The organism is Streptomyces sp. V4I23 (assembly GCF_030817975.1).
Taxonomy (GTDB): domain Bacteria; phylum Actinomycetota; class Actinomycetes; order Streptomycetales; family Streptomycetaceae; genus Streptomyces.
In genome coordinates, this window is sequence record NZ_JAUSZW010000004.1 from 599,308 (window position 1) to 620,738 (window position 21,431).

20 protein-coding genes are annotated in these 21,431 nt (G+C 73.2%); 4 read left to right on the plus strand and 16 right to left on the minus strand.

Annotation, left to right across the window (positions count from 1 at the left end; translation table 11 throughout):
* Positions 1 to 56 precede the first annotated feature (56 nt).
* Positions 57 to 848 carry a LysR family substrate-binding domain-containing protein gene (locus QFZ82_RS05020; RefSeq protein WP_307711960.1) on the minus strand — a complete coding sequence of 264 codons (792 nt, stop codon included), beginning with the start codon at positions 846 to 848 and terminating at the stop codon, positions 57 to 59.
* Between the two features lie 57 nt (positions 849 to 905).
* Between QFZ82_RS05020 and QFZ82_RS05025 the strand changes: the two genes are divergently transcribed.
* On the plus strand, positions 906 to 1,301 hold the full coding sequence (locus tag QFZ82_RS05025; RefSeq protein WP_307711961.1) for a DUF5997 family protein: 396 nt from the start codon (positions 906 to 908) through the stop codon (positions 1,299 to 1,301).
* A 186-nt stretch (positions 1,302 to 1,487) separates the two neighbouring features.
* Complete coding sequence (locus tag QFZ82_RS05030; protein WP_307711962.1) at positions 1,488 to 1,844, plus strand: DUF779 domain-containing protein; 357 nt, start codon at positions 1,488 to 1,490, stop codon at positions 1,842 to 1,844.
* Here QFZ82_RS05030 and QFZ82_RS05035 read toward each other — a convergent pair.
* The 15 genes from QFZ82_RS05035 to QFZ82_RS05105 form a co-directional block, all read right to left on the minus strand.
* Positions 1,834 to 2,028, minus strand: coding sequence for a hypothetical protein (locus QFZ82_RS05035; RefSeq protein ID WP_177151218.1), 195 nt, complete (start codon positions 2,026 to 2,028; stop codon positions 1,834 to 1,836). The genes QFZ82_RS05030 and QFZ82_RS05035 overlap by 11 nt on opposite strands.
* A 106-nt stretch (positions 2,029 to 2,134) precedes the next feature.
* Positions 2,135 to 3,010, minus strand: a complete 876-nt coding sequence (locus QFZ82_RS05040; protein ID WP_307711963.1) for a phosphatidylinositol-specific phospholipase C/glycerophosphodiester phosphodiesterase family protein — start codon at positions 3,008 to 3,010, stop codon at positions 2,135 to 2,137.
* Between the two features lie 147 nt (positions 3,011 to 3,157).
* Entirely contained in the window at positions 3,158 to 3,814 is a 657-nt protein-coding gene (locus QFZ82_RS05045) for an ABC transporter ATP-binding protein (protein ID WP_307711964.1), read from the minus strand.
* Positions 3,807 to 4,706, minus strand: a complete 900-nt coding sequence (locus QFZ82_RS05050) for an ABC transporter ATP-binding protein (RefSeq protein WP_307717625.1) — start codon at positions 4,704 to 4,706, stop codon at positions 3,807 to 3,809. Before QFZ82_RS05050 ends, QFZ82_RS05045 begins: the two co-directional genes overlap by 8 nt.
* 581 nt (positions 4,707 to 5,287) lie before the next feature.
* Positions 5,288 to 6,154 (minus strand): ABC transporter permease, encoded by an 867-nt coding sequence (locus tag QFZ82_RS05055; RefSeq protein WP_307711965.1) that lies wholly within the window; start codon positions 6,152 to 6,154, stop codon positions 5,288 to 5,290.
* Positions 6,147 to 7,139 carry an ABC transporter permease gene (locus QFZ82_RS05060; protein ID WP_307711966.1) on the minus strand — a complete coding sequence of 331 codons (993 nt, stop codon included), beginning with the start codon at positions 7,137 to 7,139 and terminating at the stop codon, positions 6,147 to 6,149. The genes QFZ82_RS05055 and QFZ82_RS05060 overlap by 8 nt, the downstream gene beginning before the upstream one ends.
* A complete protein-coding gene (locus QFZ82_RS05065) occupies positions 7,136 to 8,734 on the minus strand; it encodes an ABC transporter substrate-binding protein (protein WP_307711967.1) in 1,599 nt (532 codons plus the stop codon). The genes QFZ82_RS05060 and QFZ82_RS05065 overlap by 4 nt, the downstream gene beginning before the upstream one ends.
* Positions 8,735 to 8,821: 87 nt before the next feature.
* The gene (locus tag QFZ82_RS05070; RefSeq protein ID WP_307711968.1) at positions 8,822 to 9,895 is read right to left on the minus strand and encodes an acyl-CoA dehydrogenase family protein; all 1,074 of its coding nucleotides are present in this window, start codon (positions 9,893 to 9,895) and stop codon (positions 8,822 to 8,824) included.
* A complete protein-coding gene (locus QFZ82_RS05075; protein ID WP_307717626.1) occupies positions 9,892 to 11,073 on the minus strand; it encodes an acyl-CoA dehydrogenase family protein in 1,182 nt (393 codons plus the stop codon). Before QFZ82_RS05075 ends, QFZ82_RS05070 begins: the two co-directional genes overlap by 4 nt.
* 5 nt (positions 11,074 to 11,078) lie before the next feature.
* Positions 11,079 to 12,047, minus strand: a complete 969-nt coding sequence (locus tag QFZ82_RS05080; protein WP_307711969.1) for an NADPH:quinone oxidoreductase family protein — start codon at positions 12,045 to 12,047, stop codon at positions 11,079 to 11,081.
* Between the two features lie 100 nt (positions 12,048 to 12,147).
* Positions 12,148 to 12,732, minus strand: a complete 585-nt coding sequence (locus QFZ82_RS05085; RefSeq protein ID WP_373429233.1) for a helix-turn-helix domain-containing protein — start codon at positions 12,730 to 12,732, stop codon at positions 12,148 to 12,150.
* A 55-nt stretch (positions 12,733 to 12,787) separates the two neighbouring features.
* The gene (locus QFZ82_RS05090) at positions 12,788 to 15,424 is read right to left on the minus strand and encodes a beta-N-acetylglucosaminidase domain-containing protein (RefSeq protein WP_307711971.1); all 2,637 of its coding nucleotides are present in this window, start codon (positions 15,422 to 15,424) and stop codon (positions 12,788 to 12,790) included.
* A 225-nt stretch (positions 15,425 to 15,649) separates the two neighbouring features.
* Positions 15,650 to 16,396: a PIG-L deacetylase family protein gene (locus QFZ82_RS05095; protein WP_307711972.1), complete on the minus strand. Its 747-nt coding sequence runs from the start codon at positions 16,394 to 16,396 to the stop codon at positions 15,650 to 15,652.
* Between the two features lie 45 nt (positions 16,397 to 16,441).
* The gene (locus QFZ82_RS05100) at positions 16,442 to 17,740 is read right to left on the minus strand and encodes an alpha/beta fold hydrolase (RefSeq protein WP_307711973.1); all 1,299 of its coding nucleotides are present in this window, start codon (positions 17,738 to 17,740) and stop codon (positions 16,442 to 16,444) included.
* 89 nt (positions 17,741 to 17,829) lie between these two features.
* Positions 17,830 to 19,539 (minus strand): cellulase family glycosylhydrolase, encoded by a 1,710-nt coding sequence (locus tag QFZ82_RS05105; RefSeq protein ID WP_373429234.1) that lies wholly within the window; start codon positions 19,537 to 19,539, stop codon positions 17,830 to 17,832.
* Between QFZ82_RS05105 and QFZ82_RS05110 the strand changes: the two genes are divergently transcribed.
* Positions 19,538 to 20,509 carry an acetylxylan esterase gene (locus QFZ82_RS05110; RefSeq protein WP_307711975.1) on the plus strand — a complete coding sequence of 324 codons (972 nt, stop codon included), beginning with the start codon at positions 19,538 to 19,540 and terminating at the stop codon, positions 20,507 to 20,509. The two genes, QFZ82_RS05105 and QFZ82_RS05110, sit on opposite strands and share 2 nt — an antisense overlap.
* A gap of 119 nt (positions 20,510 to 20,628) precedes the next feature.
* Positions 20,629 to 21,396, plus strand: coding sequence for a cupin (locus tag QFZ82_RS05115; protein WP_307711976.1), 768 nt, complete (start codon positions 20,629 to 20,631; stop codon positions 21,394 to 21,396).
* Positions 21,397 to 21,431: the final 35 nt, after the last annotated feature.

A 21,431-nucleotide genomic window follows, 5' to 3' on the forward strand; every position in this document is an offset into this window, starting at 1 on the left:
GACTCCTCGCGCCGTCACCGCCTCCGGGCCCGTCACCGCGTCCCGCGGCGTCGGAGCTACGACCGGCGGCGTGGCCTGCCGCGCTTGCCGCCCCTGGCGGCGCCGGAACCGGTCCTGGAGCTCCGGCCGGCCGACGTGCCGGCGGCGGGCTTGCGCTGTGCGCCGCCCTTGTCCTGGCTCCTGGCCTTCGCCTTGGCCTTGTCCGTCGCCTTGGCCTTGGGCTGGGCCTCGGCCTGGGGGCGACCCCGCGTGCTGTTGACCGTGCGCCCGCGCACGATGCCGATGAACTGCTCCACCAGATCGGTGGTCTCGTCCTGCGGCCAGGACAGCGCGACGCGTGACTGGGGGGCGTCCGAGACCGGCCGGTAGGTCAGGTCCCTGCGGTGGTGCAGGCGGGCCAGTGACTGCGGTACGACCAGCAGCCCCACCCCTGCCGCCACCAGTTCGACCGCGTCCGCGGTCGTGGCGGGACGCTCGATCGCGGGCCGCCCCGGAGGGCGCTCCCAGTCGAGGGTGTCGTCGAGGGGGTGCAGCACGATGTCGTCCGCGAGATCCTCGCTGGTCACCTCGTCGACCGCCGCGATGAGGTGGTCCTTGGGGACCACGACCACCGTCGTCTCGGTGTAGAGGGGGATGGCGCTGAGGTCCGTCCGGTCGACCGGCAGCCGTACGAGGCCGGCGTCGGCGCCGCCGCCGCGCAGCGCCTCGAACGCCTCGGCCGCGGGCACGCCGACGAGGGTCAGCGGGACGTCGGGCAGCCGCTCGTTCCAGGTCCGCACCCACTTCGTGGGGGTCACTCCCGGGACATAGGCGAGCCGGAACGAAGGGGATGCATCCGAACCTGTCACGCCGCAAGGCTACCTTTCGTGGTCAAAGGCAGCACACACGCTCGATACCCTTGACGCATGACGTCGCACCAGAGCACCCAGACGATGAAGCCCGCGACCGCGGCGAAGAAGCTGGGTGTGTACCTCGAGGCCACCCCCGCCGAGTTCCAGGAGGGTGTGGTCTCCCGCGCCGAGCTGAACGCTCTGCAGGCCGACCCGCCCCAGTGGCTGCAGGACCTGCGGCGCGACGGCCCGCACCCCCGGCCGGTGGTCGCGGCGAAGCTCGGCATCTCGATCGCGGGCCTCGCCCGGGGCGGGGTCACCGAACCCCTCACCACGGAGCAGATCGACGCGCTGAAGAAGGACCTCCCCGAGTGGCTGCAGAAGGAGCGGGCCACCCAGGCGGAAGTCCGGAAGGAAGCGGCGCGCATCAAGGCGAAGAACGCCGAGCGGGCCGACCAGACGCGCCCCTGACCCCACGCCGCCCCTGACGTCCCGATCCGCACGACGCGGTCCGGTTCCGGGATCTCCCGGCGACTCCCCGGCGGCGCCGAGGCCCACCAGGTTCGGGCCGTCGACCAGGCGTGCAACCTTCTCGCAACCCATGGCGGGGTTGACTGGTCCCCGTCCGCGTCGTCAGTCCGTCGAGAGGGGTCGTCCGTGAACGAGCACGGGAGCCGCCCGGTGGAGCTCACGCCCGCGGCCGCCGGACTGCTGCGGCGGCTGCGGGCGGCCCACGGGCCGCTGATGTTCCACCAGTCGGGCGGGTGCTGCGACGGCAGTGCGCCCATGTGCTACCCGGCCGGGGAGTTCCGGACCGGGGCGTCGGACGTGCTGCTGGCCGAACTGCGCGTGGCGGGGGTCGGGGAGCCGGTGCCGTTCTGGATGTCCCGCAGTCAGTACGAGCGGTGGAGCCACACCCGGCTCGTGGTCGACGTGGTCGACGGCCGGGGCAGCGGCTTCTCGCTGGAGGCCCCCGAGGGAGTGCGGTTCCTGATCAGGTCGTTCATGGCCTGAGGCTGCCGACGACATTGGCCGTCGCCGCGATGCCCTCGTGAATGGTCGGCGCCATGCTCGTGCCCGCGAGAAAGAACCCGAGCAGGGCGCAGACCAGGGCATGGGACATCTTCAGACCACCGTTGCGCAGAAAGATCACTGCGAGGACGAGGAGCAGAAGCACCAACGAGATCGAAATGGCCATCGCCAACCTCCTTCGCCGCGCCGGAATTGCGGCATTCGGCGGCCAGTCTGGCGCAGCGCCGGGCCCGCACGGCCGACTGGCGTGTCCGCCGTACGGGTGACTCGGCTCAGCGGTCCTTCGAGCGCAGGAACCTCTCGAGTCCTGCCAGGTCGTCGGTGTTGATGTGGTCGACCCCGGCGGCCAGCAGTTCGCGCCATACGGCGTCGCGCGCCGGACCGGGCGTGTCGGGTGTGGCCCAGAAGCGGACCCGCTGACCGCGCCCGTGGGCGGTGGCGACGAGGGAGTGCAGCTTCTCCCGTTCCGCCGCGGGGAATTCACCGGTGCCGAGCCAGCTGAAGCTGTGGTTCCAGTTGCCGGAGATCAGCGGGATGAAGGAGGCGGGGGCGGGGGCGGGGGCGGGGGCGGCGAGGTCGTCGAGGCGCCCGTCGTAGAAGGCGTACCTGTGGCGCTGCGCCTCCATGGGGGCGCGGGCCGCGCGGTCGCCCGAGACGACCGGAGTGACCGCGCCCAGGCGGACGCGGCCGTCGGTGCAGCTGCTCAGCATTCGCCGGTAGTCGCGCAGTTGGCGGTCGAGTTCGAGGTAGGCGGCGACGCCGTCCGTCTTGATGTCGACGAGCAGTTGCACCGGCCGGTGGTAACCGCGGTAGACGCTGCCGTGGTTGGCGCGCACGCGGGCGAGCAGCGGTTCGAGGTAGAGGCCGCGCAGGGTGCGGGCGGGGTCGAGCTCGGCGGGCTCGTGGGCGACGAGCAGTTCGCCGTCGACGAGGAAGATGTCTGCCTCGACGCTGGTGAAACCGTGCGAGAGGGCGTCGTGGAGCGGCCGTTCGTGCAGGTAGTCGTTGTGGGCGTGGGCCCGGCGCAGCGGCCTGGGCCGGGCGGGTCCGCCGCCGCGCTCGGCGGCCTGCGCGTGGGCGGGGGCGGCGACGGCGCCCGCCAGCGCGGCGGCGATCGTCGTGACGGCTCTGCGACGGGTGGTCGGCACCGTGGCCTCCGGGCTCTGCGAGTCGGACGGGACTCGGTGAGTATCCGACGGCGAGGCCCCAACGGGCAGGGTGCGGCGAGGAGTTCGGCCATTCGTCATCTGTGTGCCCATCGCCGCGCCTGCGGCGACGGGGCGGTTGACGCGTGGTCAGGAGGCGATGTCGGACCAGTGGACGGTGCGGTCGCACCAGCGCTTCAGCAGGACGTGGTCGTGCCCCACCGCGAGGAGTCCGGCGCCGCTGTCCTGCCGGTAGCTCTCGACGACGGCCACGAGGGCCGCCGTGGTGGAGGCGTCCAGCATCGCGGTCATCTCGTCGCAGACCAGCCAGCGCGGACGGAGCACCAGTGCGCGGGCGAGGCAGGCGCGTTGCAGCTGCCCGTCGCTGACCTCGTGGGGGCGGCGGCCGAGGAGTTCACCGGTCAGGCCCACGGTGTGCGCCAGCTCCTCGGCACGGCCGGCCGCTTCCACGCGCCGTCCGGTCGCGCGCAGCGGTTCGGCGATGACTGCCCGCAGCGTCAGCCCGGGGTCGGCGGACAACCGGGGCTGCTGGAACACGACGCCGATCGCCGTGCGCAGGTCCCGGGGAGCGGCGTGCCGCCAGCCGCGTACCGGCTCGCCGTCGACGACGACGCGCCCCGCGTCGGGGCGGTGCAGCAGCGCGGCGACCCTGGCGAGGGTGGACTTGCCGCAGCCGCTGGGGCCGAGGAGGCCGACGGCCTCGCCGGGCGCGAGGCGCAGGGAGGCGCCGCGCACGACCGGGTGGCGGCGGTCGTAGCCCGCGGTGACGTCCTGGAGGTCAAACACGGTCGAGCTCCTCGGCATGGTGGCAGGCGACGCCGTCGGTGAACCGGGGCAGGGCCGCGCAGGCGTCCGACGCGCGGGCGCAGCGCGGGGCGAACGCGCAGCCGGGCGGCAGGTCAACGAGCTCGGGCGGCAGACCCGGGATCAGCGCGAAGTCCCGTTCCGGAAGGGCGTTCAGCAGGCCGCGGGCGTAGGGGTGGCGGGGGCCCGGTGTGCCGAAAAAGCTCTCGGCGTCGGCGATCTCGACGATCCGTCCGGCGTACATGACGGCGACGCGGTCGGCGGTGCGCTGCGCCGCCGCGAGGTCGTGGGTGATCAGGAGCAGGGCGCGCCCCTGGTCGGCGTGGTGGCGCAGTTCGTCGGCGGTGTGCTCGACGAGGTCGCGGTCGAGGCCGGTGGTCGGTTCGTCGGCGAGCAGCAGGGGCGCGTCGCCGACGAGAGCGAGCGCCGTGGCCGCGCGCTGGGCGAGGCCGCCGGACAGTTCGTGCGGATACCTGTCGAGGTGGCCGGCGGGGAACGCGGCGCGCTCGGCGGCCCCGGCGGCGGCCCGGCGCGCCGCCGCGCCGCGCAGCCCGGTGAGCTGCCGTACGGTCTCGGCCAGTTGGGCCCCGACGGTCCGTACGGGCGTGAGGTGGGCGGCCGGGCTCTGCGGGATCAGACCGATGCGCCGCCCGCGGACGGTGCGTGCGAGGGTGCGCTCGTCGGTGTCGAGGAGGTCGATGCCGTCGATCCGGGCGGATCCGGCGGTCTGTGCGTTGCCGGGCAGCAGGCCGAGCAGCGCGGAGGCGAGCACGGACTTGCCGCAGCCGCTCTCGCCGACGAGGGCGAGGCACTCCCCCGCGGCGAGGTCGAAGGAGGCGTCGGTGACGGCGGCGACATGACGTCCGCCGCGCATGCGGAATCGCACGGAGAGCCCCCGCACGGCCAGCACGGGCCCGCGCCGCGCTCCGGCGGCCGCCTGGGCCCGGCCCGCCGGCCGGCCATGACCGAGCGGCGCACCCGCTTGGGCGCACCTGCCGCCCCCTGGTGCCTCCGCCGCGGGCGCGGCATCGGCCCGCGCGCCGCCCGCGCTCGCCTCGGCATCGCGGGACGCGGGCGCGGCGACCGGGGACGCACCGGCGGCCGCCTGGGCCCGGCCCGCCGGCCCCTCGCCGCCGAGCGGCGCGGCTCCCTTCGCTCCAGGCACAGCCCCGCCCTGCGCGCCGGGCACGGGCTCCGGGGCCGGGTGCCCCTTGACGGCGTCTTCGGCGTGCGCCGCCCCCGCGCCCACGCTCGCACCGGGCGCCCCACCGCCGCACGGCACGGCTGACGACGCGTCGGTGCCGGGACCCTGGTCCCGGCCTGCCGGCCGGACACCGGCCGTCGGCGCGGCGGCGGCCGTCGCCTCCCTCGCAGGCGCGGCCTCACGCCGCGCGCCGGGCGCCGGCCCCGGGGCGAAGGAGCGCGACGTGGGCCGGGTCGGTTCCGGCGGCGTGGTCACAGCATCAGCTCCGATCGGCGTCGCGGGTTGATCCTTTCGCGCCAGGCGCCGGCCAGGCCCGCGACCGCCAGCGTGGGGACGATGAGGAAGAGTCCGGGGAAGAGGGTGGGCCACCAGTCGCCGGCGAGCAGCGAACCGCGGGCGGACTGGACGAGGTTGCCGAGGCTGGCCTGGTGCGTGGGCAGGCCGAGGCCGAGGAACGACAGGGCCGACTCGTGCCACATGGCGTGCGGCACCATCAGGACCGCGGCGAGCCCGGCCTGCGGCAGCACACCCGGCAGCAGGTGGCGCACGGTCACCCGCCACCTGGTGGCTCCGCCGCTGATCGCCGCGTCGATGTACGGGCGCGAGCGCAGCGACAGCACCTCGGAGCGCACGATGCGGGCGGTGGACAGCCAGTGCGTGAGCGCGACGGAGACGATGACGGGCCACACGCCGGGCCGGAACACTGCGACCACGAAGATGCCGAGGAGCAGATGCGGCACGGAGGAGAAGGTGTCCACCAGCCGCATCAGGAGCCGGTCGGTCCAGCCTCCGAACGCCGCGGCGGCCGCGCCGACCGCCGTGCCGATCAGGGTGGCGACGAAGGCGGCGACGAGACCGACGAGCAGGGAGACACGCAGTCCGTAGACGCAGCGCAGCAGCAGGTCGCGGCCGACGTCGTCGGTCCCGAAGGGATGCGCCGCGGAGGGGGGTCGCAGCTTCATCGACAGGTCGACGGCCTGCTGGTCGAGCTGGACGAGCGGCGGTACGACGAGGACGGCGAGCGCCACGGCGGCGACGACGACGGCCGACACGGTGACGCGCATCGTCCGGGTCGAGCGGCGGGTGCGGCCGCGGGAGGTCCAGGCGAGGTCAGCCATCGAATCCCACCCTCGGGTCGGCCAGGCCGTACAGCAGGTCGGAGAGCAGGTTGCCCACCAGCACCGCCGCTGTCGCGAGCACGGTGAGCGCGGCGAGCAGCGGGAAGTCGACCGAGGTGGCGGCCTGGACGGTGGCCGCGGCGATGCCGGGCCAGCTGAAGACGGTCTCCACCAGCAGGGCGCCGGTGATGAGTTCGGGGACGCGCGAGCCGATGAGGGTCAGCATCGGCAGCATGCCCGAGCGCAGGGCGTGGCCGAGCAGCACGGTGGGTTCGGCGAGGCCGCGGGCGCGGGCGCCGCGCACCGGGTCCTCCTCCAGCGCGTCGCCGACGCCCTGGCGAACGTAGAGGAGGAACCACGGCAGTTGGGTGATGCCGAGGACGGCGGCGGGCAGGACGAGGTGGGTGGCGACCTGGCCCAAGGCGACGGTGTCGCCGGCGGTGTCGGTGAGCCCGCCGGCGGGCAGGACGCCCAGTTCGAGGGCGAAGAACCAGATGGCGAGCAGCCCGAGCCAGAACGCGGGGGCCGCCTCCAGGGTGTATGCGGCGGAGCTGACGCAGCGGTCGAGCGGGCCGCCGCGGCGGCGGGCCGCGAGCACACCGAGGACGGTGCCGAGGACGACGGCGAGCGCGAACGCGGTCGCGGCGAGCAGCACGGACCAGCCGATGCGTTCCCCGATGACGTCGGCGACGGGCATGCGCATGATGGCGGAGTCGCCGAAGTCGCCCTGGAGGGCGGCCGTCAGCCAGTTCCACCAGCGGGTGACCAGCGGCTGGTCGACACCGAGGTTGGCGCGGATCTGGTCGAGGTTCTCCTGCGAGGCGGTCAGTCCCGCGCTGCCGGTGTAGGCCTTGACGGGGTCGAAGGGCGAGGCGGCGGCCGCGGCGAACACCGCGAAGGTCACGGCGACGAGGACGGGCACGGCGAGCAGGGCCCGCCGTGCGGTCATGCGTGCGAGCGCGCCCCAGGGGAGGCGGCGGTTCACTGCTTCGGCGTCCAGTCCTCGACGTTCCACCAGGGGCCGGAGGCGAGGCCGTGGTCGTGCGGCTCGACCTGGGTGCTCAGGCCGTCCCACGTGTCGTTGACAACGTAGACGTGGTCGATGTGGGTGAGGAAGGTGTAGGCGGGGTTCTTGACCAGTTCGCGCTGGACGGTGTCGTACGCGGCCTTGCGTGCGGCCTTGTCGCCGCTGCGGCGGCCGGCTGCGAGAGCCTTGTCCACGGCCGGGTTGTCGTAGTGGGCCATGTTGTTGAAACCGTCGCCGGCGAGCGCGGAGTGGAGCAGGAGGTACTGGTCGAAGTCGGGGTCGCCGGGTGCGCCGCCGCCGGCGAGGACGGCGTCGTGCGCCATGCGGGGCTCGATGACCTCCCAGGTGCCGGCCTTGGTGGTGATGTCGATGCCGGCCTTCTTGGCGTCGGAGGCGTAGGCGAGGGCGTGGTCCTGGCGCAGCTTGTCGCCGGTGAGGTACCAGAGCGGGAAGGCGGCCCGGACGCCGTCCTTGACGCGGATGCCGTCCTTGCCGGGCTTCCAGCCGGCGTCGTCGAGGATCTTCCTGGCGGCGTCGAGGTCGTGCGTGCGCTCGGTGCCCCGGGTGAACCACTCGCTGCCGGTGGGCACGGGCCCGTAGGCGGGCTTGCCGGCGCCGCTGAGGATGGCGTCGACCATGGCCTCGCGGTCGACGGCGATGTCGAGGGCGCGGCGGACGGCGGTGTCGCCCGCAACCTTGTCGCCGGTGGGCAGCGTGACGGTGCGGTAGTCGTAGGTGGTGGCCTCGTACGTCTTGCGGCCCGGTTCGTTCCGGAAGCCCTTGGCGAGGTCGGGCGGCAGGACGGCGCCGTCGAGGTCGCCCGCCCGCAGCCGCGTGGCGCGGACGTCGTCGTCCTTGATGATCGCCATGGTGAACCTCTTCACCGCGGGCGCGCCGCCCCAGTAGCGGGGGTTGGCCTTGAAGCTGATCTCCTCCCCTTTGGACCAGCCGGTGAGGACGTAGGGGCCGGTGCCGACGGGCTTCGTGGTGAACTCGCCGGTGTTGACGTCCTGCCTGCCCGCGATGTGCTCGGGGGCGATGGGCAGGACGGTCCGCTGGGCGAACGGCGCGTAGGGGTACTTGAGCGTGAAGACGACGGTGTCGTCGCCGACGGCCTGCACGTCCTCGACGGCGTCCAGTTCGGTCCTGGACGGGTTGTTGGTCCTCTTGTCGAGGATGGTCCGGTAGGTGAAGACGACGTCCTCGGCGCCGAACGGCTCGCCGTCGCTGAACTGGACGCCCTTGCGGAGCCGGTAGGTGTACGTGAGCCGGTCGTCGCTCACCTCGGGCAGGGCGGCGGCGAGCGCCGGGCGGAGCCTCATGTCCGTGTCGAAGGCGAGCAGTCCGTCGAAGATCTTGGAGTTGCCGTCCTTGCCGTAGCCGAGGAGCGGGCTGAGGGTCTCGGGTTCGTAGGCGATGCCGACGACCGCCGAGTCCGTGGCCCGCGCGCCCGTCCCGCCCCCGGCGCCCGGCTTGGAGCAGGCCGCCGCGCCGAAGGTCAGCGCGGCGGCGAGCGCCGTGGCGGCCGCAGCCCGTATCGATCGGCCCATCATGCTCGCACACCCCTGTTGAAGATCAGCCGTTATTGCAAATCCCTCGCAATTAAACAGCATGTAAAGGGCGTGACGGAACAGGGGGTGTTACGGGGCCTGGAGATCGACGAGCGCGGCCAGCACCTCCTTGTGCCGGCCCGGAGTGCCGAGCGCGATCTCGTCGGCCTTGGCCCGCTTCAGGTAGAGGTGCGCGGGGTGTTCCCAGGTCATGCCGATCCCGCCGTGCAGCTGCACGCACTCTTCGGCCGCGTGCACGGCGACCCGGGAGCAGTACGCCTGGGCGACGGCCACCGCCACCGCCGCGTCGGGGCTGCCGGTGGCCAGGGCGTCGGCCGCGGCGCGCGCGGCGGCCCGGGCCGAGACGACCTCCAGCCACAGCTGGGCCATACGGTGCTTGAGCGCCTGGAACGAGCCGATGGGCCGGTTGAACTGGTGCCGCTCCCGCGTGTGCCGGACCGTCTCCTCCAGACACCATTCCGCGACGCCCAGTTGCTCGGACGCGAGCAGGCCCGCCCCCGCGAGCAGCCCTCGCCGCATGGCCGCCTCCCCCGCGTCGCGGTCCGCGACGCGGGTGCCGGCCGGACCGGGGGTGACGGCGGCCAGCGGACGGGTCAGGTCGAGCGCGGTCTGCGGCTCCACCGAGACCTCGGAACGCTCCAGCAGATACAGGCCGTCGGCCCGCAGCACGAGGAACACGTCGGCGCGGACGGCGTCAGCGACGCCGGTGACGCGTCCCGCGTCGCCCGCCGGCAATCCGTCGGCGGCCGACAGCGGCAGCGCGGCCACGGCGGTGCGGCGGCCCGCCGCGAGGTCGCCGAGCAGCGCGGTCACGTCCCCGGAGACGTCACCGAGCGCGAGCAGCACCTCCGTCGCGATGACGGAACTGGTGAGGTACGGCGCCGGGGCGACGCTGCGGCCGAGCTCCTCCAGGACGACCGCCGCCTCGCGGTGGCTCGCGCCCTGGCCGCCCAGCTTCTCGGGCACGAGCAGCCCGGCGGCGCCGATGTCGGACGCCAGGGCCTTCCACAGACCGGCGTCGTACGGGCTGCCGCTCTCGGCGGCGCCGGCGACGAGCGCGGCGGGGTCGGCGTGGTCGGAGAGCAGCGAGCGGACGGCTGCCCGCAGATCGGTCTCGGTCTCGGAGTACAGCAGGTCCGTCATCGCGCGAGGTCCTTCCAGGCGATGTCCTTGTCGCTGCGCGGTTCGGCGGGCAGGCCGAGGACACGTTCGGCGACGATGTTCAGCAGCACCTCGCTGGTGCCGCCCTCGATGGAGTTGCCCTTGGAGCGCAGGTAGCGGTAACCGGCGTCACGCCCGGTGAAGTCGACGAGCTCGGGGCGGCTCATGGTCCAGTCGTCGTACAACAGCCCCTCGTCGCCGAGGAGTTCGACCTCCAGGCCGCTGATCTCCTGGTTGAGCCGGGCGAAGGCGAGCTTCGTGCCGCTGCCCTCCGGGCCGGGCTGGCCCGCGACGAGCTGCTGGCGCAGCCGTTCGCCGGTGAGCCGGGCGACCTCGGCCTCGACCCACAGCGTCAGCAGCCGCTGGTGCAGGTCGTGGGTGCGCAGTTCCGGGCGTTCGCGCCAGGTGCGGGCGACGGTGCCGATCATCCCGCCCTCGCGGGGCAGCCGCATGCCTCCGATGGAGACCCGCTCGTTCATCAGCGTGGTCTGGGCGACCCTCCAGCCGTCACCGACCTCGCCGAGCCGGTGCGCGTCGGGGATGCGCACCTCGGTGAGGAAGACCTCGTTGAACTCCGCCTCGCCGGTGATCTGCCGCAGCGGGCGGACCTCGACGCCGGGGTCGGTCATGTCGCAGACGAAGTAGGTGATGCCCTGGTGCTTGGGCACGTCGGGGTCGGTGCGGGCGATGAGGATGGCCCAGCGGGCGACGTGGGCGCTGGACGTCCACACCTTCTGCCCGGTCACCACCCAGTCGTCGCCCTCGCGGACCGCGCGGGTGCCGAGCGCCGCGAGGTCGGAGCCGGCGCCTGGTTCGCTGAACAGCTGGCACCACACCTCCTCGCCGGTCCACAGGGGTTCGAGGAAGCGCTGCTTCACCTCCTCGGAGCCGTAGGCGAGGATCGTCGGCGCGGCCATGCCGAGGCCGATGCCGATGCGGCGCGGGTCGTTGTCGGGCGCGCCGGCGGCGGCGAGCTCGGCGTCGACGACGGCCTGCAGGGAGCGCGGCGCGCCGAGGCCGCCGAGGCCCTCGGGGTAGTGCACCCAGGCCAGGCCGGCCGCGAATCGGGCCCGGAGGAAGTCACCTCGCGCGGTGGTGGCCGGAGGGTGTGCGGCGAGCAACTCCTGTGTGAGCGCCCGCAGTTCGGATGCGTCCGGCACCTTCTTCATCGGTTTGCTCCTTCCGGCACGACGACGAGGCGGCCGGTGGTCGTGCCGTCGGCGACGCGCTGGACGGCGTCGGCGGCGTCCTTGAACGGGACCCGCTCACTGACCAGGGGCTTGATCAGGCCCTTGGCGGCGTACTCGGTCAGCGTCCGGTGGCAGTGCGCGATGGAGGCAGGGTCCTTGCGGGCGTAGAGACCCCAGTGCAGGCCCATGATCGAGTAGTTCTTGACCAGGGCGTGGTTGAGCGCGGGCGCCGGGATGTCGCCACTGGCGAAGCCGACGATCACGATGCGGCCCTCGAAGGCCACACACTTGGCGGACTTGGCGTAGGCGTCGCCGCCGACGGGGTCGTAGATCACGTCGGCGCCGCGGCCTCCGGTGGCCTCCTTGACGGCGGCGACGATGTCCTCGGTGCGGCGGTCGACGACCACGTCACAGCCCAGCTCGCGTGCGACGGCAGCCTTCTGCGGACCGCCGACGACACCGATGACCTTCGCTCCGGCCGCCTTGCCGAGCTGCACGGCGGCGCTGCCGACGCCTCCGGCCGCGGCGTGGACGAGCAGCGTCTCGCCCTCCTTGAGGCCGGCCCTGCGGTGGAGTCCGAACCAGCCGGTCTGGTAACCGATGTGCAGGGCCGCGGCCTCGGCGTCGTCCAGGGCGTCGGGCGCGGGCAGCAGAGCGGCCTCGTCCGCGACCACGTACTCGGCGAGACCACCGTGCGGCAGGGCCGGGTTGGCGATCACCCGGCGGCCGTCCTCGGTCTCCCCGCAGATCTCCACGCCCGGGGTGAAGGGCAGCGGCGGCTTGATCTGGTAGAGGCCCCGGCACAGCAGCGCGTCGGGGAAGTTGATGTTCGCGGCCCGGACCCGCAGGAGGACCTGCCCTTCGCCGGGCGTGGGCCGGTCCACCTCCTGGAGCCGCATCACCTCACTCGGCTCGCCGCTCCGGTGCACTTGCCATGCCTGCATGTCAGGGCCTCCCACAAGCCGTAGGGCGTACTGTATGCGCCGCATACTAAGCGGTCGCTTGCCCCTCGTGGAAGACCCTCCCCGGCCGCCCGCCGAATTCTCAGCCGCGCCTGGGCCTCGCCCGGACGTGCATCCGCTCCCCCTGCGGGCCGAAGAGGCTCAGGAACTCCACCGGCTGACCGTCGGCCGCGCCGAACCAGTGCGGCACCCGGGTGTCGAACTCCGCCGCCTCCCCCGGACCCAGCACCACGTCGTGGTCGCCGAGCAGCAGCCGGAGGCGGCCGGAGAGCACGTAGAGCCACTCGTACCCCTCGTGCGTGCGCTGCTCGACAGGCTCCTCGGCCGGCCTGTGCACCACCTTGTACGCCTGGAGCCCGCCGGGCCGGTTGGTGAGCGGGTACATCGTCCGGTGGCCGCGCACGATCGGCTTCGACCGCACGCGCGGGTCGCCGACGGGCGGGGCCCCGACCAGTTCGTCGAGCGGCACCTGGTGGGCACGGGCGATGGGCAGCAGCAACTCCAGGCTGGGCCTGCGTCCGCCCGACTCCAGCCGGGACAGGGTGCTCACCGAGATGCCGGTCGCCTCCGACAGGGCTCCGAGCGTGGCGCCTCGCTCGCGCCGGATCCTGCGGAGCCGCGGCCCCACTTCGTTCAGTACGGCGTCCAGCCGTGGGTCGTCGTCCATGCGCTCCATTGCAGAAACAGCAAGGACATTTGTCAATCTCGGGCGGCCCCAGGTCCTAGCCGACGATGACCTCGGCGATCTGCGGCGTACCGCTCTGCCACACCAGGCGAACCGCGTCGGCCGTACGGTTGCCCGTGTTCAGCTGCGAGTACGGCCGCCGGATCTCGCCGACCCGCCGCCACGTTCCGTCCGGTGCCCGCAACTCGACGAGTGCCCGTGCCACGGTGTCGCCGGGCTGGAGCACCTTCACCGTCCGCACGGCCCGCGCGGCGCCGAGGTCCACGGTCAGCGCCTCGTCCGGCTCGGGGGCACGTCCGGCACGGTAGGCGGTGTCCGGGTCTCCGTCGGCCGCGGCACGCAGTGCGGAGCCGGCCGCCGGGGGCGGCCCTCCGCTCACGGAGGCGCTGTCCGTGGCGACCGAGAACTCCCTGACGACGAGCCAGTTCGTCTGGCCCGCCGTCGCCCTGGCCCGTACGTAGCGGGCAGTGGCGCCCTCGGGGGCGGTGGCCGTGACGTCCGGCGTTCCGGAGAAGGCCGCCAGCTGCTGCCAGTTCGTACCGTCGGACGAATACTCCAGCACGCCCCGGCGCAGGTAGTCGTTCGGGCTGTTCGGCTTGCCCATGGCCAGCGTGACGGCGCCGATCGGCCGCTCCTGGCGCAGGTCGACGCCGACGTGGTCGCCCGCCGCGGGCGCCCTGCTGCTCCAGTAGAACGTGGTGTCGTCCTCGTCGATCATCCGTGCGGGCACGTTGTCACGGTAGGTGCCCATGCTGCTGGTGGCCCTGATGCCGCCGGGAACGCCGAGGATACGGTCGTGCTCGGCCCGCGCGTCCTCGACGAACCTGTCCAGCACGCCTTCGCCGACGACGACGGGCACCTTCGTGCCGCCGAGTCCCGTGTAGACGAACGACCTGGCGGTGGCGAGCAGTCCGGGAAGGCGCCCGCGCAGCTCCCACGCCTCGGCGGCGTCGCCGTCGCGGGCGGCCTCCACGAGCCGCAGCGCGGTGCCTGCCGCCACTGCCCACGCCTCCGTCGCGTCGAGCCAGGGGCCGGCGTCGTCGACGAAGCCCGGCTCGGGAAGGCGGTCACGCAGCACCGACGGCGCCGCACGCAGCCCGCCCAGGGTCGCCTGGAGCCGGTCCGCGTCGCCGTCCCGCCAGAACCCCTCGAAGGCGGCGGCCAGTTCGGGCGCCTGCTGTACGTTGAGCCGCGAGCTGTAGTTGACGTCCGCGAAGGCCCGCAGGGCCCGTTCGGTGCGGCCGTCGCCGCCCGCGTACCACCGCAGCGCGGCCAGCCATGAGGTGCGCGGGTCGTAGGCGCTGTCGTTCCAGGTGTAGTCGGCGACGGTGAACAGCGCGATCTTCGACGCGTACGGCTGGATCATCGGATTCGCGGTGATGCCGGCCAGTTCGGCGGGCAGGCCCTTCTCCCGGCCGCTGAAGGGGCCGAGCAGCAGGCGGTTGGTGACGTAGTCGTTGACGGGGTAGTTGTCCCAGGTCAGGATCGGGTGGGCGAAGACCGAGCGGGCGGCGCGCGCCTGGGCGACCGTCATGGTCGGCGCGATGACACCGATGCCGGTCCACTCGACGACCACGTCAGCGTCGAGCTGCCCGGCCAGCGCCTTCTTGTAGGCGGTCGCCGTCACGTTGTAGTACTCGGTCGGCACCATCTGCAGGGGCTCGGCACCGGGGTGGGCGGCGATGAACTCGCGGTTCACCCGGTTGAGCAGGTGGGCCTGCGCCGCACCCGCCGCACCGCCGCCGGTGCCCCATCTGGCCTGGTCCTCGGGGCAGTTCCACTTCGTGTAGCTGATGTCGTCCAGCGGGACGGCGAAGGTGCGCACGCCGATGTCCCAGATCGTCCGGAACTTGTCGATGAGGGCGCGGGTGTCGGCCTCGGAGCTGTAGCAGACGGACAGGCCCGGGGACAGGGCGTAGGTGAAGTCCACGTGCCGCTGCTCGGCCCGGTCGACCAGCTCCTCGATGCGCGCCAGCGCCGAAACTGGGTAGGGCTCGCGCCACTTGTCGCGCAGATAGGGGTCGTCCTTGGGCGAGTACACGTAGATGTTCATCTTGTGCTCGCCGTAGAAGTCGAGCTGGTCCAGCCGGGCCTCGTGCGACCACGGGGTGCCGTAGAAGCCCTCGATGACGCCGCGCAGGGCGGTGGCGGGCCAGTCGCGGACGATCAGGCCGGGCACCTGGGCGCCGGGGCGGTCGCGGTGCGGCAGGAGCTGGCGCAGGGTCTGGGCGGCGTAGTAGGTGCCCGTGGCGTCCTTGCCGGCGAGGACGATCCGGTCCCCGCCGATACCGAGGACGTAGCCGTCGGCGGGCAGTCGCTCCGGGCCCTCGGCCTCGAGCGCGGCCAGGGCGCCCACGGCCCCGGCGGAGCCGACGTGGACGGTCAGCCGGTCGTCGACGGCACGCTCCCCGCGCACGACCCGTTCGGCGCCCGCCTCGTGCAGCGCCTTCTCGGTGACGTCGAGCGCCTGCGGGTCGGCGTCCTCGTCGGCGACCAGAGTGACGGTCGAGGTGATGGTGACCCCGTCGTCCAGGGACTGGACCTCGCGTGGGGTGGGGGTGACGGCCGGGGACCTGCCGTCCGGCCCGTGCCCGTCGGCGGCCTCGCCGACGGCGGGGGTACATGCGAGCGTGAGTGCCGCGACCAGGGCGGCTATTCGCAGGCGAAGCGTCACATTTCCTCCATGGGCCGCTCGGGTCGCACAAGGAAGTCGCGCATCACATCACTGCCAGTGATGTGCCCGGCCACAAGCCCTGTCAATCCGCAGCCCGCGCTGTCCCGTGCCCGTAAGGCTCGTTCACAGCGCGTACAGGGACGCGGCCGCCGTGCGGGCAGCGCCTCGGGAGGAGAAAATGAAGCCCCGGGCCGCGACGCGGTCCGGGGCCGGGGTGCCGGCGCGTCAGCGCGGGAACACCTCGAACGTGACGGCGGGCCGGCCGCCGAAGCGCGGCGCCGCCGCCTCGGCCATGCCGGTGAGGAAGGTGCGGCAGTACTCCTCCGGGTCCTTGTCCGTCAGGCCCTCGATGTACATGCGGTGCTCCAGAAGCGAGCGCACGGACCGCTCCAGACCGGGCCCCGCGTCGACCGCGTGGGTCGGGTTGTTCGATCCCGCCACGGCCACCCACCGCACGCCGTCCCAGGGTTCGAGCCCCTGCTCGGAGATGAGCTCGGGGAAGATCCAGCGGTTGCCCGCGTCGCCGGCGGCGTCCAGGGTCGCCCGTCCCACGGCACGGTGGTCGGGGGTGTTCCAGACCGTGCCGCCCCAGGTGTCACGGTGGTTGAGCGTGATGACCAGCTCGGGGCGGTGGCGGCGGATGGCGGCCGCGATGTCGCGCCGCAGCCCCGTCCCGTACTCGATGACGCCGTCCTTGTGGTCGAGGAACTCCACGGTGGGGACGCCCACGACCGCGGCGCTGGCGCGCTGCTCCTGCTCGCGCAGCGGTGCGCACTCGGCCGGGGCGATGGAGTCGATGCCCGCCTCGCCGCGGGTGGCGAGGACGTAGACGACCTCGCGTCCCCCGTCGGTCCACCCGGCGATGGCGGCGGCGCAGCCGTATTCGAGGTCGTCGGGGTGGGCGACGACGGCCAGGGCGCGCTGCCAGTCGCCGGGCATCTCCTGGAGCTGTTCGGTCACTTGATCCGTCATGGCCGCAGGATACGGCCCCGCCTCCCGGACGGAACGGATCGTTCGTCAGACCTCGTCACGGGCGAGGGCCAGCAGGCGGTCGAGGACCCTGGTGCCGCTCGCCCGCACGCCGTCGTGCTCGTACTCGTCGGTGACCCAGGTGCGCAGACCGCGGACGGCGCGGGCCGTGCGCAGGGAGTCGGCGGTGTCGACGTACATGTCGTCGTGGTAGACGGCCGCGGCGACCGGCACCTCGTTGACGGCGAGGCGTGCCGGGTCGTAGAGCGCGGGCCAGTCGGCGCGGGCGGCGAGCAGTTCGGCGGCCTCGCGCAGCGGGCGCAGCGCGGGGTCCGCCTCGAAGTGCCAGGGGTGGATGGTCTCGCCGGTGAACATCAGCGGACTCTCGCCGGCGAGCGTCGTCGCCGCGTCGAACTCCGGGAACTCGGCGCGTACGCGCTCGGCGGACCAGCCGGTGGGCCGGCCGCCCTCGGCGTAGATCGCCTCGTGCAGCACGGCGTACAGGGGGTTGGCGGCGAACGACAGGACGGGGCGGACGGCTTCCTGGAAGGCGTCGGAGAGTTCCTGGCCCGACGCCGTGCGCACGAAGGCGTTCTCGAGCAGGTAGTGCAGCTGGTGGCTGCCGTCCTGGCCGCCGAGGAGGATGCCGAGCGACTGGAAGGCTTCGGGCGTGAGGGTGTAACCGCCGGGCAGCACGGTGGGACGGTCCGCGAGGTGGGCGGCGATGCGGCGGGCGCGCTCGACGTCCTGCGGGTAACGGGCGTAGTGGGCCTCCACCTTGCGGCGGATGCGCGGATAGGCGGCGCGGTAGACGTCGTCGGCGTGCGCGTCCAGGGCGGGCAGACCGCCGGTGATCAGGGCGGTGTTCAGTCCTTCGGGAGCCGTGGACAGGTAGTGCGTGGTGCAGAAGCCGCCGAAGCTCTGGCCGAGCACGGTCCAGGGCGCCCCGCCGGTGAGCCGCCGCCGGATGGTCTCGCAGTCGCGGACGATGGAGTCGGCGCGGAAGTGGGCGAGGTGCGCGGCCTGTTGCCGAGGTCCGCCGCGCAGCGGGAGCGTCTGGCGGTTCAGGGGCGTGGAGCGGCCGGTGCCGCGCTGGTCGAGGAGGAGTACGCGGTACTCCTCCACGGCGCGGGCGAGCCAGGCCTGCGCCCCGGTGAAGCGGCGGGCGGCGTTGCCGGGACCGCCCTCCAGGTACACCAGCCAGGGCAGGTCGTCGCCCGTCCGGCCGGCGCCGGTGACCTCGCGGCCGTAGAGCTCGATCTGCTCGCCGTCGGGCTCGCCGTGGTCGAGCGGGACGGTGAAGCGGTGGTCGGTGAGGACGACTCCCGGCTGCCGGTAGCTGGCCAATGCTGCTCCTGATGTGTGACGTCTGTTCGCCGTGCGCCCCCGCCCGCCCAGTGGATCACAGGGGCGGGCGGGGGCGCGCGACGGGCCGGTCAGCCGGTGGGGAAGTCGTCCGGTGTCCTGATGCGGTCGCGGACCCAGACGCCTGCGGGCTTCAGCGACGTGGTGCCGGTCCAGGGACCGTTGTCGGCGCAGGTCCCGGTCTTGAACACGGCTCCGGAGCGGTGGTCGTCCGAGTAGTTCCAGTTCACCCAGCTGATCTTCTTGCTCGCCATCAGATCGAGGTAGCGCTGGGACATGGCGAAGTCGTTCGCCCCTTCGCCCGCGTAGTCCTGGGTGCCGAACTCGGTGACGAACACGGGCAGTTTGTCGGCCGCCCGGGACAGGGTGTTCAGGTACTCGTCCCGGTGCGAGGCCGCGTAGAAGTGGAACGTGTACATGATGTTGGCCGCGTCGACCGGGTTGTTCATGACCTCGCTCTCGTTCGAACCCTCCGAGACGCCGAGCGAGGACCATGCGCGGGTGCCGACGAGGATCGGGGTGTCCGGGTCGTTCTGCCGGATGACGGGGACGAGCTGCTCGGCGTAGTTCTTGATCGTGGACCAGCTCACGCCGCTGGGCTCGTTGGCGATTTCGAACAGCAGGTTGTTCTTGCTGCGGTGGCGCTGGGCGATCTCGGTGAAGAACGTCTTGGCGCGGGCGAGGTTGTGGTTCGGGTCGCCGGGGCTGAGCATGTGCCAGTCGACGATCGCGTACATGCCGCGTGCGGTGGCCTGCTCGATGATCGAGTGGACCTTGTCGGTGAAGCCGCGGGGGTCGGTCTCGTAGCCGCCTTCCTGGATGTACATGGAGATGCGCAGGACGTCGGCGTTCCAGTCGGTGGCCAGGGCGCCCAGGGATCCGGTGGTGACGCACTGGCTGTACCACTGCAGGCCGTGGGTGCTCATACCGCGCAGCTGGACGGGCTTTCCGTACTGGTTGCACAGCTTGGTGCCGCACACCCTCAGCTGTCCGTTGACGGCGACGGGCGTGCCGGCGGAGGTGGGTGGGGTGTCGACGGCGAGGTGGTCGACGTTGGGTCCGCCGTTGGCGGTGGTGGCGGTCGCCCTGATGGTGTTGGCGCCGGCCCTGAGGTCGGCCGTGACGGTGACCGTCGACCAGGAGGTCCACGAGCCGGTCCCGTTGAAGGCGCGCTCGTCGGCGGCGAGGGCGCCGTTGACGGAGATGTCCATCGGCCGGTTCGCGGTGGTGCCGTTGGCGTAGCGCAGGATCAGGGTCGCCCGGCCGGCCTGTGCGGCGTTGACCGTCCACTGGACGTAACCGCCGCTGACATTGTCGTAGTTGACGAAGCCGGTGCCGGTGTAGCCGGTGTGGTCGGACTCCACGAGCCCGCGCGAGACGGTCGCGTTCTCGGCCTCGTGGGTGACGGCCGCCGCGGCGGCGAGGGGTTCGGGGACGGGGGCTGCGGGCGCCGGGGGCGCGGCGGTCAGGGCGAGCGTCAGTGCGGTGCCGATCACGCCGAGGGCGGTGAGCGGGTGTTTCCAGAGCCGTGCCGGTCTCATGGGGGTCTCCGTTGGCTGGGCGGAAGGGCCGGGACAGAACCGGTGCGTCATGCATGCCGATTGGAAGGAAACTTTCCTAACCGAGAGGGATAGCAGGGGTGGCCGCCGATCGGCAAGGGCCCTGACGGCAGGAGCCCGTCCGCCAGCGGAGCGGCGCGCCGCTCGCGAGCCGTGCCCTTGCCAGGCGGTGGCAGGGCATGTTGATCTGCTTCCTGCTCCCGTAGCGAAGGTGGTTTCCATGGCCCTGTTCGATCTCCCGCTCGAGGAACTGCGCAGGTACCGCAGCGCCTCCGCCGCACCGGCGGACTTCGACGCGTTCTGGACGAAGACGCTGGAGGAGGCCCGCACCCACGCCCTCGGCGCGCGCTTCGAGCCCGTCACGACCGGCCTGACGTCGGTGGAGGTCCACGACGTGACCTTCGCCGGATTCGGGGGCCACCCGGTGAAGGGCTGGCTCGTGCTGCCCGCCGGGACCGCCGAACCGGTGCCGGTGGTCGTGGAGTTCCTCGGCTACGGCGGCGGACGCGGACTGCCGCACACCCATCTGCTGTGGGCGTCGGCGGGTCTCGCGCACTTCGTCATGGACACCCGCGGACAGGGCAGCGGCTGGGCGAACGGCAGCACAGCGGACCCGGTGGGCAGCGGGCCCGCCTTCCCCGGCTACCTCACGAGGGGCATCGAGGACCCGCACGAGTTCTACTACCGGCGGGTGTTCACCGACGCCGTACGCGCGGTCGAGGCGGCGCGCTCGCATCCGCTGACGGACGCCTCCAGGACGGCGGCCGTCGGCGCGAGCCAGGGCGGCGGCATCGCGCTCGCGGTGGGCGGCCTGGTGCCGGACCTCGCGGCCGTCGCCCCGGACGTGCCGTTCCTGTGCGACTTTCCGCGCGCCACGACACTCACCGACCGCGACCCCTACCGGGAGGTCGGCAACTACCTGCGGACCCATCGCGGCCGAAGCGAGCAGGCGGCGCGCACCCTCGCGTACTTCGACGGGGTCCACTTCGCGGCGCGAGGGCGTGCTCCGGCGCTCTTCTCGGCGGCGCTGGAGGACCAGACGTGCCCGCCGTCGACGGTGTTCGCCGCCTTCAACGCCTATGCCCACGAGGAGAAGCGGATCGAGGTCTACGACTTCAACGACCACGAGGGCGGTGGCCCGCACCAGGAGGCCGCCCAACTCGCCTGGCTGCCCGGCACGTTGAGGCGGTGACGGGACGGGGCCGCAGGTGATGGCCGTCTTGACCGGACCGGATAGCCTCCCTAACGTGCCGTAGAAAGCGCTTGCCCCAGCGGCCGCCCGCGTGCCCGTACTCCCCGAGGAGGCCCGAGATGAACCCTCCCGGTGCAGCCGCCGTGTACGACGGCCTGCCCGGCGGGATCGGCGTGTCCCGCCTGCGCGTGTACGACTGGCCGTCGGCGGACGGGCTGCGCGGCGGAACGCCCCACCTGCACCTGACCTGTTCGGAGGGGTACGCCGTGACCGGAGGGCGCGGCGCGGTGCAGACGCTGACCGCCTCCGGGTTCGAGGAGACGCCGCTCGCTCCCGGCGCCCTGGTCTGGTTCACGCCCGGCACGATCCATCGGCTGGTCAACGAGGGCGATCTGACGATCGTCGTCCTCATGCAGAACTGCGGTCTGCCGGAGGCCGGTGACGCGGTGCTCACCCTGCCGCCGCCGTACCTGGCCGACGCGGCCCGCTACCGGGCGACCGTCGCCCTGCCCGCGACCGCCTGCGAGGAGGAGCTCGCCACGGCCGCCCGGCGCCGCCGCGACCTGGCGATCGAGGGCTTCACCGCGCTGCGCGCGGCGGCCGCGGCCGGGGACCCGGAGCCGCTGGCCGCGTTCCACCGGGCGGCGGCCGCCCTGGTGCGCCCGCTCGCGGACCGCTGGCGCGAGCGGTGGCTGACGGGCGCCGCGGCCGCGTCGGCCGCCACCGGCACGCAGTTGGCGCGCCTGGAACGGGGCGACGCCCGCTACCTCGCGGACGCCGTCGTACGGGCGGAACGGCCCGCGGCACGCGGCCGGTTCGGCATGTGCGGCCGCCTCGACGTGTATGACGCAGGGCCCGCGGACGTACCCGACGCGCGGCCCGCATGAGGCGCACCGGCGGTCGCGCCCGGCCCGGGCCGCCC

Coding starts and splice junctions, on each gene's coding strand:
- QFZ82_RS05025 (WP_307711961.1), top strand. CDS start 906: ATGACGTCGCACCAGAGCACCCAGACGATGAAGCCCGCGACCGCGGCG.
- QFZ82_RS05035 (WP_177151218.1), bottom strand. CDS start 2,028: ATGGCCATTTCGATCTCGTTGGTGCTTCTGCTCCTCGTCCTCGCAGTG.
- QFZ82_RS05050 (WP_307717625.1), bottom strand. CDS start 4,706: ATGCGCGGCGGACGTCATGTCGCCGCCGTCACCGACGCCTCCTTCGAC.
- QFZ82_RS05055 (WP_307711965.1), bottom strand. CDS start 6,154: ATGGCTGACCTCGCCTGGACCTCCCGCGGCCGCACCCGCCGCTCGACC.
- QFZ82_RS05065 (WP_307711967.1), bottom strand. CDS start 8,734: ATGATGGGCCGATCGATACGGGCTGCGGCCGCCACGGCGCTCGCCGCC.
- QFZ82_RS05070 (WP_307711968.1), bottom strand. CDS start 9,895: ATGACGGACCTGCTGTACTCCGAGACCGAGACCGATCTGCGGGCAGCC.
- QFZ82_RS05080 (WP_307711969.1), bottom strand. CDS start 12,047: ATGCAGGCATGGCAAGTGCACCGGAGCGGCGAGCCGAGTGAGGTGATG.
- QFZ82_RS05085 (WP_373429233.1), bottom strand. CDS start 12,732: ATGGACGACGACCCACGGCTGGACGCCGTACTGAACGAAGTGGGGCCG.
- QFZ82_RS05095 (WP_307711972.1), bottom strand. CDS start 16,396: ATGACGGATCAAGTGACCGAACAGCTCCAGGAGATGCCCGGCGACTGG.
- QFZ82_RS05110 (WP_307711975.1), top strand. CDS start 19,538: ATGGCCCTGTTCGATCTCCCGCTCGAGGAACTGCGCAGGTACCGCAGC.
- QFZ82_RS05105 (WP_373429234.1), bottom strand. CDS start 19,539: ATGGAAACCACCTTCGCTACGGGAGCAGGAAGCAGATCAACATGCCCT.
- QFZ82_RS05115 (WP_307711976.1), top strand. CDS start 20,629: ATGAACCCTCCCGGTGCAGCCGCCGTGTACGACGGCCTGCCCGGCGGG.